Origin of the sequence: Paenibacillus profundus (assembly GCF_021369635.1) — a bacterium.
In the GTDB taxonomy this organism is placed as follows: Bacteria; Bacillota; Bacilli; order Paenibacillales; family Paenibacillaceae; genus Paenibacillus_B; species Paenibacillus_B profundus.
On sequence record NZ_JAJNBZ010000024.1, the window covers coordinates 19,532 to 32,910 of the forward strand.

12 protein-coding genes are annotated in these 13,379 nt (G+C 47.4%); all 12 read left to right on the plus strand.

Annotated elements, in window-relative coordinates; all coding sequences use genetic code 11:
* The first annotated feature begins 9 nt into the window (after positions 1–9).
* The 12 genes from LQV63_RS22405 to LQV63_RS22460 all read left to right on the plus strand — a co-directional run bounded on the left by LQV63_RS22405 (position 10) and on the right by LQV63_RS22460 (position 13,374).
* Entirely contained in the window at positions 10–1,080 is a 1,071-nt protein-coding gene (locus tag LQV63_RS22405; protein WP_233698374.1) for an SAM-dependent methyltransferase, read from the plus strand.
* Between the two features lie 209 nt (positions 1,081–1,289).
* Positions 1,290–2,816 (plus strand): serine/threonine-protein kinase, encoded by a 1,527-nt coding sequence (locus LQV63_RS22410; RefSeq protein WP_233698375.1) that lies wholly within the window; start codon positions 1,290–1,292, stop codon positions 2,814–2,816.
* A complete protein-coding gene (locus LQV63_RS22415) occupies positions 2,813–3,997 on the plus strand; it encodes an SAF domain-containing protein (RefSeq protein WP_233698376.1) in 1,185 nt (394 codons plus the stop codon). The genes LQV63_RS22410 and LQV63_RS22415 overlap by 4 nt, the downstream gene beginning before the upstream one ends.
* 50 nt (positions 3,998–4,047) lie before the next feature.
* Positions 4,048–4,782 carry a ParA family protein gene (locus tag LQV63_RS22420; protein WP_233698377.1) on the plus strand — a complete coding sequence of 245 codons (735 nt, stop codon included), beginning with the start codon at positions 4,048–4,050 and terminating at the stop codon, positions 4,780–4,782.
* A 49-nt stretch (positions 4,783–4,831) separates the two neighbouring features.
* The gene (locus tag LQV63_RS22425; RefSeq protein WP_019423876.1) at positions 4,832–5,605 is read left to right on the plus strand and encodes a hypothetical protein; all 774 of its coding nucleotides are present in this window, start codon (positions 4,832–4,834) and stop codon (positions 5,603–5,605) included.
* Positions 5,602–7,524 (plus strand): ATPase, T2SS/T4P/T4SS family, encoded by a 1,923-nt coding sequence (locus LQV63_RS22430; protein ID WP_019423877.1) that lies wholly within the window; start codon positions 5,602–5,604, stop codon positions 7,522–7,524. Before LQV63_RS22425 ends, LQV63_RS22430 begins: the two co-directional genes overlap by 4 nt.
* Positions 7,514–9,541 (plus strand): GTPase SAR1, encoded by a 2,028-nt coding sequence (locus LQV63_RS22435; protein WP_233698378.1) that lies wholly within the window; start codon positions 7,514–7,516, stop codon positions 9,539–9,541. Before LQV63_RS22430 ends, LQV63_RS22435 begins: the two co-directional genes overlap by 11 nt.
* A gap of 22 nt (positions 9,542–9,563) precedes the next feature.
* Positions 9,564–10,034 carry an ABC transporter permease gene (locus LQV63_RS22440; protein ID WP_233698379.1) on the plus strand — a complete coding sequence of 157 codons (471 nt, stop codon included), beginning with the start codon at positions 9,564–9,566 and terminating at the stop codon, positions 10,032–10,034.
* A 60-nt stretch (positions 10,035–10,094) separates the two neighbouring features.
* On the plus strand, positions 10,095–10,472 hold the full coding sequence (locus LQV63_RS22445; RefSeq protein ID WP_233698380.1) for a hypothetical protein: 378 nt from the start codon (positions 10,095–10,097) through the stop codon (positions 10,470–10,472).
* Between the two features lie 12 nt (positions 10,473–10,484).
* Positions 10,485–11,036, plus strand: coding sequence for a hypothetical protein (locus LQV63_RS22450; RefSeq protein ID WP_233698381.1), 552 nt, complete (start codon positions 10,485–10,487; stop codon positions 11,034–11,036).
* Positions 11,023–11,994: a hypothetical protein gene (locus LQV63_RS22455; RefSeq protein WP_233698382.1), complete on the plus strand. Its 972-nt coding sequence runs from the start codon at positions 11,023–11,025 to the stop codon at positions 11,992–11,994. Before LQV63_RS22450 ends, LQV63_RS22455 begins: the two co-directional genes overlap by 14 nt.
* A gap of 231 nt (positions 11,995–12,225) precedes the next feature.
* Complete coding sequence (locus tag LQV63_RS22460; protein WP_233698383.1) at positions 12,226–13,374, plus strand: copper amine oxidase N-terminal domain-containing protein; 1,149 nt, start codon at positions 12,226–12,228, stop codon at positions 13,372–13,374.
* Positions 13,375–13,379 lie beyond the last annotated feature (5 nt).

Consider the following 13,379-nt stretch of genomic DNA (forward strand, 5'->3'; position numbering starts at 1 on the left):
TTAACCTACTTGGAGCCATTACATCAAATACATTTGGAACAACACTTTCAACCAGCCTCGCATTGGGTGATTACTTCAAATCACGGGTTCATTTCTTATGCGCAGGAAGAATTGAGAAGAAGCTTCGGGCAGCTAAAAAGCCGTATGCTCGTGTCAGGTGAGACGGCACTGATGGAACTGCCTGCGGATGCGCATGAGGTGCTGCGTCTGCTGGAGGAACAGCCGGCTATCTTTATCAGACATATTCAACCTGTGCATGCCGTTGTAGAAGAGTCTTCAATGAAAGCTGACCTGCCTGCTTCTGCAGGTTTATTAGTTGACAAGCTATTTGAACAATCAGAGGCAGCGATGGAAAATATACATGTTGCCGTACACGTACGCTCTAGCGTATCGAATGCACCGGAGGACAAAGCGCTGCGAGATGCATTAAGGGCTGCAGCTGAGGCGGGCGGCGCACTTAGTGCCGTTCAAAACCCAGCTTTCATCATCTCTCTATTCATACATGAGGGTATGGTGTATGCCGGCCTTGTGACGCCTGCGCAAGCAGGTTCTGACTGGCCGGGCGGCGCCATCCGGTTCCAGCGTGAAGAAGGTCAAGTATCGCGCGCAAAATTCAAGCTGTTGGAAGCAGAGCGCACATTCGGGCTTGAGTTCTCCGCGTATCGGAATGCGCTCGATGTCGGTGCGGCACCGGGAGGCTGGACGAGTCTGCTGCTAGAGCGTGGAGTGCATGTGACTGCTGTCGATCCAGCTAAGATGCATCCGAGCTTAATGAACCATCCTCGTCTGAGCTACTTCGGCAAGAATGCGGGCGAGGTCGCATTTGAGCCGTATGAATTCGATCTGCTCGTCTGTGATATGAGCTGGAGTCCCAAAGTGACGGCTAAGCTCGTCATCCAACTGCTTGACTCCGTTATCTCTGGAGGAACGGTAATCGTAACGGTGAAGCTGATGCACAAGAAGCCGCTGCAGACAATACGTGATGTGACGGAGATGTTCAGTGAACATATGCAGATCTTGCGCGCGAAGCAGCTGTTCCACAATCGTGACGAGATTACACTTTATATGCTGAAATATTGATAGAGCTTGTATTAATGGTATATTATTTATATCATTAAATTATTGTAGAATCGGAAGCGAATTCTAAAAGTTTTAAAAAAACACTGGACAAGTGTGAACGTTTCCACTACAATAGCATCAAAACATATGCATACACAGGGAAGCACCCTGATTACGACCGTTGCGGTTCGTTTTCAGGGTGCTTTTTTTGTTGTCTGGAGGGGGATAGTTTGCAGTCATTACATGCGCATCTGCAGCCCGGGGAGCTTCTGCATGAGCGCTATCGCATCGGGCGAATTCTCGGTGCAGGCGGAATGAGCGTCGTCTATTTGGCCTACGATGAACGGTTGGCCGGGAAGCAATGGGCGGTGAAGGAATCGAAGCCAGTGTCGCAAGATGTGCGTCAGCTCATACATGAAGCGAAGCTGCTGACCGCGCTTCGGCATCCGCATCTCCCGCTCATTGTTGACTTCTTCCCGCCGGATGAGGGAGGAAGAGCTTATCTCGTCATGGAGTACATCGAAGGAGAGACCTTGACGGAGCGGTTGAGAAGGAAGCCCATCTCTTTTCAGGAGACAGTAGCGCTCGTCATCCCGGTATGCGAAGCGTTATCGTACTTGCACGAACAAGAACCGCCGATTGTATTTCGAGACGTGAAGCCATCCAACATTATGATTACGAAGCAAGGCCAAGTGAAGCTAATTGATTTCGGCATTGCAAGAAATGTGAGTGCTGCCAGTGATCAGGATACGGCGAAGCTCGGAACGATAGGCTTCGCGGCTCCGGAGCAATATGAAGGCAAGCAAAGCGACGCCCGAACGGATCTGTACGGAGTTGGAGCGCTGCTGGGACACATGCTTACGACAGGCATCTGGCGCAGCGATCGAAGCTTGAAGGAGCATATGCTCCAAGATGATGTCCCGCCATCATTCTATTCCGTCATGATGAAGCTGTTGGCGAAGCAGCCGCAGGATCGTTACCAAGAGGCAACTGAGCTGTTAGGTGAGTTGCAGCAATACATTCCAGTCCAGAAGGAGGAGTATCGGAATTCAGCATCGGTCAACCACGCGCTCCGCCGGGGTAAATCAAGCGTCGTTATCGCTTTTTTGGGGGCGGCGCCAGGACTCGGAACAACCCATGCCTCATTAATGTGCGCGTATCAGCTCGGGAAGCGAAGGCTGGGCAAGATCGCTTATGTGGACGCAAATCCGACGACTGGATCGACGATTAAAGCGTTAGCTGCGGATTATGAAGGCGAACATGAATTGACCCCCATCGCAGAGAAGACGAAGCTGTATGGATTCCATTGTTTTTACTGGAATGATGGCGAGGAGCTGCTGCCTGCATTAATGGGACAATTCGATTACATTGTGCTTGATTTAGGTTGTTACGGTTCGGGGGAACGAATCGACGAATTCATGCGAGCCCAAATCCCTGTTCTCATAGGAAGTCAAGCGCCATGGCGAAGAATGGAATCAGAGACGATTGTCAGCTTCTTCGAATCGAGGCAGTTCCGCCATTGGTACATGGCCAATCTCTATCAATGTGACGAGATGTCCGCTAGGCGCAGAATGCGGCAATATTGTCGCGGGGAAGTGTCTGTTCCTGTTCGTGCAAATCCATTCGCTTGGGATGAAGCGTCTAGTCGATGGTTGGATTGCATTCTAGATCTTGAGGGTGTAGAGCAGAACCTGCTTCGTCGGCTTAGTAGATGGATAAGGGGAAGCAAATCTAAGAAAGGAGTGCTGCGGAGTTGAAACGATGGACACGAAGAACGAAGCAAATGTTGATTTCCGGTATAGGCGGGGCGGTAGCAGCTAGTCTTCTCTTTGCTTCTTATCACTACTGGGCCATGACGAAGAACGATGCCTGGAATGAGACGGTAAGGTCGGATTACGAACAAAAAATAAGCCGATTGAAGGAGCTTACAGATGAACAGCAGAAGGAACGTGATTCTATCTGGGTGTTTAAGCAGCCGTTGTTAGCAGGCAAGCGAATTCGTTCGCAAGACATCGCGATGATTCAAGCGTCTGCAGACGTCGTCCCGCAAGACAGGATGAATCACCCGGACGATATTGTCGGAAAAGTATTGAAAATCGATGTTAGCGCGCAGACGCCGATTTTGTTCTCGATGCTGTATGAGGAAGCGGTGCTGGCAGATGACATGCGGTGGATGGAGACGGCGGTTATTCAATTACCGCTTTTGTTAACAGAACACGATGTCGTGGACATTCGAATTCGCTTTCCGAATGGACAAGATTATGTCGTCATTACGCAAAAAGCGATAATGAGGGTTCAACTCCCTACGATATGGATGCAGTTAGATGAGCAGGAGCGGTTGATGTTCTCTAGCGCTTGCGTGGACGCTTATCGAAACGGTGGTCAGATCTACGCCCTCCGCTATGTAGAACCGCATCTGCAGAAGAAAGCGGGGCCGAACTATCCCGCGAATGCTGATGTGCTGAAGCTGATTTCATCCAATCCGAATATCGTGAAGAAGGCGGACACCACCTTGGCACGAGTCGTTCGGCAGCAAATGGAGAAAAGTTGGGAGAAACAGAAGGCTGCCAACGGTTTAGAGTTGAATCGAGGAGGAAGCGAAATCAGAAGCATGTCCCGCGCTCCCGATTCATCGCTAGCGGAGGAAGGATCGGTTGATGCCAATCCGGCCAGCGTCTCGGGTTACGCCCCATTCACCGGTAATGCTGCGGAATCGAAGCGAAGTTCTCCGTTCGTTGGACTTGCCCCAGCCTCTAACGAGCAGTTGGGAAGAACCTTGCCTGAAGCTCAGCAGGGGAAGAGTGAAGCAAGGCTGGAGAGTGATAGGGGGAACACTTCCAGCAAAACGGGCGCAGCACCTGATGCAGTGGCAGAGAGAGAAGATGAGGAGGTTAACGTAACTCCGAATCCAAGTCTTTTGAACGAGAATGATCCTTAATAATTGCACGGGTACAACAACTATATGAAGGTAATAACGGAGGGAGAAGATTGGCAAAGGGAATTTTTATCGGCGCATGCGACAAAAGTATTCATCTGATTGCTTTAGCAACTTTTTTGACCCGTTTAGGTCGCAAAGTGCTGTTAGTTGATGCAACGATAACGCAGCGATTGGCTTACTATACCGGATTACAGCAAACACGGCACATATCCATTTTGAACTGGAACGGAATTGACGTTATGGGGGATACAGTGAATTGGGGTGATATGGAACAAGAGATCAAACGCCAGGGAGGAGACATGAGCTTCTATGACGATGTCATTATCGATACGGATCGTTCCACGTTTGGCAATGCGAAGCAGTGGCAAGCAGCGGATATAAGGTTCATGACACATACGCTGGAGCGTTATGCCTTATATAGAAATATCGAATGGCTGCAGACAGTTCAGCTGCATGATAATGGGGAACCGCTAGAATTCATATCCCTTCAGCTTCGTTCCGTCGATCCTGATGCGGAAGCCGCATTTATTGCCGAGCTATATCATTCTGGCTTTTCACACCGGTGGGTAAGAGAGCCGATTGCCATAGCAGAGGGGGAACAGGATTGGATCGCCCAAATGGAACACGAGCATGAAGGACGATTTGAAGCGGCATCGTATATGCGCTCGACGAAGAGGGCGTGGCGCGCTTTAACAGAGTGTTTCACTGGGGAATTGCCGGACAAGGTATGGAAGAGATGCTTAAGGACTGAGAAGAAAGGGCGTAATCGCTATGCCGCTATGTAAACACTGGTTAGTCCGTTCCAGCGGAAGAGGCTTGTGCGGAGCCACAACGGTGACGGCATGTGTAGGGATGACCCTCGCATGGCAGCATAACGTGAACGTATTGCTCGTCCACATGAAGCAGAGGGGGCAGAGCGTAGAAGCGTTGTTCCCGTCCAGTGTAATATCGATGCCGGTTGCCGGCGCCTCATTACAGACTCCAAACGGATGGAGCTCTCTGCTTCGCTTATACGAGCACCGGCAGCTCGATGCCGATTTGTTCGTCAACTGCACCGTTCAGGTTATGCATCGTCTGGATATTATACCTGGCTTCGAAGGGGATGAAAGTAAGCTCAGGATCGACCTGATGTCCAGAGTAATGGAGATGGCCGGTAAGCATTATGACATCGTGTTGTGGGATATCGATGAGCAGGATGTGGCTGTTACGGAAATAGACAATGTAAACGCAGGTTTAGGTTTCGCTGGAACGCTCATCGTCCTGCCACAGGTTCGGCGATTGATAGAGGGCGTATTCCGGATGCAGAAAATGAATGCTTCAGCCTATGTGTTAGGCATGTACGATGCGGATGTGCGCTTGAATTCAGCTAATGTGCAACGAAAATATAAGCTAAGTACACCGTTGTTCACATTGCCTTATTCCACTGGATACCGCAACGCAGCCGATGAGGGAAGGCTGCTCGCATGGTTCATGCATCAATCGATGCAGCATGGGCGTGGGAAGCGCTCTTCATTTATCGCGGAGCAACAGCGCCTGTCCCAATTCATTATGGATGAATCGGGATTCCACCGCCAATCTGGCGCGAAAGGATGTGAATTGTCGGGATGAGTGGCACGGGATGGAATACGCTGCTTATCGTATTTCTGCTCATCGGATGTGCAATGTGGTTAGGCTGGCGGTTTCTTCGCAAATCCAATGCTGCACCCTTCGCAAAGCAGCTGCATGAATGGTCATGGGAGCGGCTCGATAATGTCATTAAACAAACATTTCTTGTATGGACGAATGACCTCGTCATGGACTTCTATACCGACGAGGAGGAGCACAAGCGAGAAATGCAACGGCGTCTTGCTCTGAAGAAATCGCTTCGCAGCTGCTGCAGTGGGGATCCTGCGGACAAGGAATATATTAAGGAATGGATTGTCGATATTGTAAGCAATCACATCAAGCTATCCCAAGAGGATGTTGAGCGGCTCATTCCTTTTGACGACCCGATCCGCTTGACATCTCATGATAAATTCGATTTACTGCTGTATTCCTTCAAACAGCGATATCAATATGATGCCCTGCATGAACTGATTCAGCGGTACAAATGGGACGATCTTAAAACAGTGACGATTGAATCGGACAAGGAATCAAGCTATGTCGTAACAGTAGAGGAACTGAACGACGCGTTTAGGCAGGAACGAATGCAGTTTCAGATGGCAGACCGATTACGTATCGTTGCGCAGCGGTTGTATCAGCGTTATAAAGGCTTTTCCGTTATTGATGAAATACGCGATATGCGCATAGACGGCGTGTCAGGGGGAGTTAACGGAGTGCCTGAGGATGCTATGAACCAGACCGGACGATTTGTTCATTCAAGCCGCATGGCGAAGGCAACTCAACGTCGATCTGAAGAAACAGCAGAGGTTCCGATCCGCTCATGTGATAGCGTCTGGGTTTTTTACAAAGGGAAATCCATTCGGCTTGCGTTCCTCTCATTCGGCAATGAGGCCGAACTGAAGCGGGTATGCCAAAATATTTACAAATATCAATCGCCTGGACCGTTGACGGAAGCGGACGGATTTCGTGTCAATCATATGAAGGATGGCTCAAGGGTTGTCGTTTTGCGGCCGCCGTTCGCCGAATCATGGGCTTTTTTCGTACGTAAGTTCGACACGGAGTTCATCTCGTTAGAGCAATTGATTACGGACAGAAACGCGGACATACCAGTCACACTGCTCCAATATTTAATGAAGGGGGCACGTGTTACTTCGATTACCGGTGCACAAGGTTCCGGCAAGACGACGTTGTTAATGGCGTTAGTACGCGCTATTTATCCGTTCTATCCGCTTCGCGTGCAAGAACAGGCGTTTGAGCTTCATTTAAGACGTCTGTATCCGGAGCGCAACGTGCTTACTTTACGGGAAACCGAACGAATTACCGGTCAAGCCGGGCTCGATGTGCAGAAGAAGACGGATGGGGTCGTTCATATTTTAGGTGAAGTGGCTACGGATCCGGTGGCGGCTTGGATGATACAGATGGCACAAGTAGCCAGCTTATTTACTATTTTCACGCATCATGCCAAGACATTTCCGGACTTAGTGTTTTCTTTGCGCAACTCACTCTTGAAGACGGGCATGTTTCATAATGAATCTATTGCAGAGCAGCAGGTGACTGGCGTTATCCATTTCGATGTTCATTTAAGCCGCAATGCGGACGGCAAACGTTACATTGAACGAATTACGGAATGTATCCCTGTACGCATCACTGATGATGGAAGCAGTGACGTGGATACAGCCGAACAAATGCAGCCTGTAACGTGGGAACATTTTATCATGTCTTCAGAACGACTGCATCGCCAATCAGCTCGCACGCAACAATTCAAGTATCGAAACATTGTGGAGTACCAACATGGACGTTATTTCTTTGTGCATCCGATCTCCAAGCACCAGCAAGAAGCGATGGAGAAAGAAATGACAGCAGAAGATAAGCGTCGTTTCCGTGAGTGGATTGCTCGGGAAGGTGGGCTTCCGATTGCAGGCTAGTAACTGGATGATATGGGTTGCGGCGACTTCGATCATGATGTGGGTCTTACTGTGGGGGATTGGACAGCGTATAGCTCGATCACAAGCGTTGAGTCCATCTGTATCCGTACAACGTGGCTGGACAGATACAGTGAACTACTATAAGAAGAAGCTGCTGCGGCAATTCTATTATGTTGCCGGTCGAACGCCATTTTTAAAGCGTAAAGCAGCATCGCTTCGCCTGCAATTAGCCCCATTCTACTCCTACGACGAATGGCTCTTGCGGGAGAAGACGGCTGCAGTAATGCTAGGGAGCGGAATGACTGCTGCGCTGGCCGCCGCGATCTTTCTTTCTTTTGACCAGGATGTGTTGTCGTGGTTCATGCTGATTCTTATGCTGAGCGTGGCGGAGGGGCTATATCGCGATTACGTCATTCAACGAGCTGCATTCAAGCTGTTAAAGCTGGCCGCGGTCGCGTTTACGGATGTTAGGCATTCATACCATCGCCATCGCATGGTAGATGCTGCTTTGGAAGAAGCACTCGAACGCGCAGACCCGATGATAGAACCTCATCTGCAACGCCTTATTATTATGGTTCACGATCCCGAGCCTGAAGCAGCGCTCGCTTCTTATGAGGAAGCGGCTCCTAACCGGTTTTTTAAGCTATTTGCCGGACTGTCGCGCTTAGTTGCAGAATATGGGGATCCGCCGCAAAAGGAAGGCTCTTCCTACTTGCTAGGGATATCGATGATCGTTCGTGAAATGCAACTGGAGTTGGTGATGCGTTCCAGACTGGAGTATTTGCTTGGTGGTTTGAAGGCGATAGCGGTAATTCCGATTTTGTTTACGGATCCGTTGGAGCAATGGGCCAAGTCCTATTTTCCTGCAATGGAATGGTTCTATAAGAGCAAGCTTGGTTGGCTGTTGCAGCTTACGGTGTTCTTGACAGTAATAGTCTGTCATCGCTTACTGCAGCAGTTGCAATGGCGGCACAAGTTGTTCAACCCGAGAGAACAGCGGAGGTGGACTTTGCAACTGTGGGAAATCAAGGGTGTAAGGTGGTTGTTGCGACGCTGGCTATCCCGGTGTAATCCAATACAAGTACGCAAGGTTCAGCGGCTGCTGGATGAAGCTAACGAGGTAATGCCCTTAGAGCATTTTTACGGTCGGCGTTTGTTGAACGCTTGTGTCACGGTTATCACAGGATTAGTACTGTTATTCATGCTTCAATCTCTATCGACGCAATGGTCATGGCATCATCTGCTGGATCGGGTTGTGCCGTTCGGTCTGTCTGCCGAAGATGCCAGGCGGTGGATGAATAACAATTCAACTGATGATCCAAATCTTTTAGTGATAGATACATGGAGTTCATCCTCCCTTTCCGGTCGATCTGATTGGGATGAGCGCAGACGGAATGAAGTAAGCACTGCGTTTACTCGATATGCGGAACAAATACGCAATGCCCAGGTGAAATGGTGGGAATTCGCTCTAACTTTCCTAGCTGGAATGGCAGCTTATCATTATTCCATGCTGATGCTTCACATTCGTATTCGCATTCAGTATATAGACATGCGGACGGAGTTAAGCCAATTTCAATCACTGACTCTGCTGTTGCGTGCATTTGAGCGGATGACTGCAGAGCATGTCGTGGAATGGATGAGCCGCAGTTCTATGTTTTTTCGCCAAGCGTTGAGAACTTGTGTGATGAACTGGGAGAGTGGTCCAGAAATGGCATTGCAGCAATTGAAATCTGACGTGCCCTATCCCGATTTTGTCCGGTTTGTAGAGAAGCTAGAATTGGCACATGACCATATTCCGCTTCAGCAAGCATTCGATGATGTGGAGCAGGAATGGATGTACGAACAAGAAATGATGAAGCAGCATTATGAGAACAGCATTGAAATGAAAGCAAGCTGGGGACAGTGGTTCGGCTTTGCGCCGATGTATGCGCTCATATTTTTATATTTAGTTATCCCGCTTGTATGGATGAGCTCGGAGCAGATGCGCTCGTCCTTTGAACAAATTCGTCAATTATGAATGAGAAAGGGAGAATTGAATCATGAACAATGCTCAATCCGCTTTAAAAGTGGCGGCAGGAATATTTTTAACAATTGCTTTGATTACTATTGTGGTCCTGCTGTTCGTGTCTGCTCAGGAAGCGACGAAGACAGCTCAAAATGAATTCTCATCCATTCAAACAGAGTTAAGCAAAGCTTCGTTCACGGTATACGACAATACGATGGTCAGCGGTTCGCAGGTGATTAATGCAATCCGCAAGTTTTACATGCAGGATCAGTTCGGCATCCGTGTTGTTACCGGGAAAAACAAAGCGAGCAAAGCGGGTGGTGTGTACTATGGGGACGAAGTTCTTGGGAACGGGACTATTGCCAGCTCCGAACGGAACGAAAACATCGAGATAGCCCAGATGGAGTCACAGGACAGTTATGTGAACCCGAGCGGGAAATTCAAAGCAAAGGTCATTATCGACTCGAGCAATGTAACGCGAGGGATTGTGTTTGTGCAGCAATAAGCAGTAATCGGATAATGGGTGCCTTTGACATGAAGTCGCCCTTTTTACTTGGAGGCAAATATGGACAATGCACGAATTTTAATCGGTTTTTCTGTGGCTATCCTTTTTTTCATTTCAGCCTTATCGTTCTCGCTTCAGCTTGCTCATGATACCTCAGCTGCGATTGGACAAGCCGATGTTGAAAACCAGCATAAAGATCGAAATTTGGATCAAACGCTTCGAATTGCGGATGTAGTGCAGCGAACGGGTGCTAAAGTCATCCATACGATACGATTGCTGCCGCAAACGCAGGTAGAGTTGCTCGTCGAAGGCATGGTCTACACACCGGAAATGGATGTAGAAGCATTGTCTCTACGAAGTATTCCACAGCAAAAGACCTATCACGCACAGGTGATCCGAAATGAAACGGGAGAAATCGTGCGAGTAATATATCAATAGGGGGGAGAGTGTGTGGTTAATGCACTGCTGAAGCTTCTAGCCACCCTGTTAGGCATACTGTTGCTGTTTATCTTTCCTCTATTGGAGTCTTTTCAGAGACAAGATGATATATCAACGATGTATGTCATGAAGAGCACCCATCAGTTTGTCGATGCGGTAAGGGACAAGGGCGTCGTTACGCCAGAGATGTGGAACCGGTTCGTGATGGAAATTGAACTAACGGGGAATATGTTCGACGTAGACATGATTCATTATGAAAAGAAATATGACCCTGTTTACGAGGACCCTGTACAGCAGAATACGTTCAAGTCCGACTTTTTGGTACATTACCGGCTCAACAACAAAGCGTTGATTATGAAGACTCTATTTCCCTATCTTGCTCAACCGATCGATGCGCCAAATCGACGGTATAAGCTAAAGATTGGAGACTACTTTAGTGTCACGGTAAAAAATACGAATCGGACGCAAGCGACCGTTCTGCTGGACTGGTTAAGTCAATCCTTTGCGCCGACGGAGAAGATTGTCGTTCCTGTAGGGGGGATGGTTCGAAATGAAGATTATTAAATTTCCCATCCTGTTCGTGTTGATTATGTTACCCTTCTTTTGGATTAATCGCTTGCATGCGCAAGAACAAATGTTCAAGCTTCATACCGAATCCCAGTACAATCAAGTGCTAGACAATGCTGTGAATGATGCGGCGCTCACCTTGAACACTTCCGCGATCTGGAAGGAGACGGAGGAAGGGTACGAGTCACATAAGCGATTGGAGCTGCGCAAAGCGGATGCGATTCAAGCCTTCTTTAATAGACTTTATGTTAACTTCGAGCTGTTCGCTGATCCGATGGGACAAAATCAATTAAAGCAATACATTCCGGTTATTGCGGTCATCGGGTATGACGGATTTGATATATATGCACAAGAAGAGTTCGTGGACCCGAAGGGGGAGGTGAGACTCCAACATGTATGGAAACCGACAGTTCCTTATGCGTATACCGATGAAGAAGGCAATGTATTCTCATTTACATTGGACGATTTTGTTGTTATCTATCAGCCAGATGCAAATCGATGGATAGAAGGATTTCAACATGAATTAAAAACGATTTCTACCATTTCATTGCTGCAGAATGATGCTCGATTTGATGCTGTTCGCCGGACAACGATTGTGAATGCGATCCAACATGAACTGGAATATGCCATAAATAAGCATAATGAATGGGCTGCCCGCAATGGGGTGTCCTACACGTTTACGTTGCCCACCATTTCCAACGAAGAATGGAATAATACGATTGATGATGTGGGTGTCCTCGCATTTGTGCAGGGACTTCCTATAGGGCATGGCACATATAATAATTACGCGCTTGGGGGCTCGCGTCTCTTAAAGCGAGATGTGTATTATGGCACGGTGATAAATGACATTAAATATGCATTTCCGAGTCGTTGTGCTCCAGATTATATAGAAGAGACATTCTCTAATGAGAAGGAAGCAGCCCGTAATGGATATTTTTTGAAAGTATGCAATTAGATACATTGTTTCTAATTAAAAAATAAGGTAAATTCTGGAGAGTGATATATCGATATTAAACTATTCAAGTGCCGGAAGGGGGAGATGCGTACAAAAATAAGAAAATCCAAAAGCTTCAATATATAACGTCATCTCACAGCTTGGTGATAGCTTGAAGATGAGCGTGTATGTATGAAGGGTAATTCGATCTGAGATGGACAAAAAAATGAGAGAACTGAGAGGGAATCGAACATGAAAAAGATAGTTTCATTCGTGATTGCAGGGACAATGGCTATTGGCTCATTTCCGGGCCTAATTTCGACTGCATCAGCGCTCAAATACGATGCTACCCAACGTGCTCTTGAAATTGTACTAGATGGGAACAAGATTCCATTCCAAGAAGTTCGGCCGATGATGGACGCTAACAACCGTACGTTGGTCCCGTTGCGTGTCGTGTCTGAAAATCTTGGCGCCAAAGTGAAATGGGATGGGAAAAGCAAGAAAGCGATGATTCAAAAAGGAGATGCCCGGATCGAAATGAAGGTGAATGATTCGACCGCGTACATCAACGGAGAAGCCACAACGTTTGACAGTCAAATGGTGATGATCGGGTCCAGCACCTTCGTTCCTCTTCGATTCGTCAGCGAAGCGTTTGGAACCGAGGTCGAGTTCGATAAGGGGGCTTACTATGTTTATGTTAAAACGCCGGGATTTGAGAAAGCGGATGTGAAGCTGGACGAGTACGGCCGCGAAATCCGAACGACGAATTTACCGAAGAATCATAAGGATTTCCCGTATATTTTGAAGGATATTCCGAACGAGATGTACGAAGTTCCTCTGCATATTGAAAAGGGCGAAGAAGATAAATTTATGAATCCATTGAAATTATTAAGTGAGCCACATATAAATCGAGTAAATGTAGATGCTTGGAAGGAGAAAATAGAAGAGTATTATGGCTTAGTTTTGAATGTGGATTATAAAAACATTGATTACAATTGGGCAAAGCAGGTTCGGAGCTACGTAAACCAGTTAGGCGGGGACCAAGAAATGAGAACATATGTTGATTGGGCAATAAAAAATAAAATTAAGGTTGAGGGACATCTAATATCGGAACCAAGTATTCTCTATAACGATGGTATGGATTACAGAATGAGAGCAAAAATCAAGTTTAGATTCACTAACTTTAATAAATACAAAGATTTACTATACGATACGAGCTTCCATTTGATTAAGAACGATAATGGAAAACTGCTACAGTATGAAAAAAATGTGTGGTATGGAGGATATGTGGATGTTCCACTCTCTTCTAATATTGATGGGGCTAAATATACAAAGTCATTAATGGTAGATGGTGGGGCTAGCTTATTTTTAGATAATGCTATTATTAAGCGTGGAAAATAGAGAGG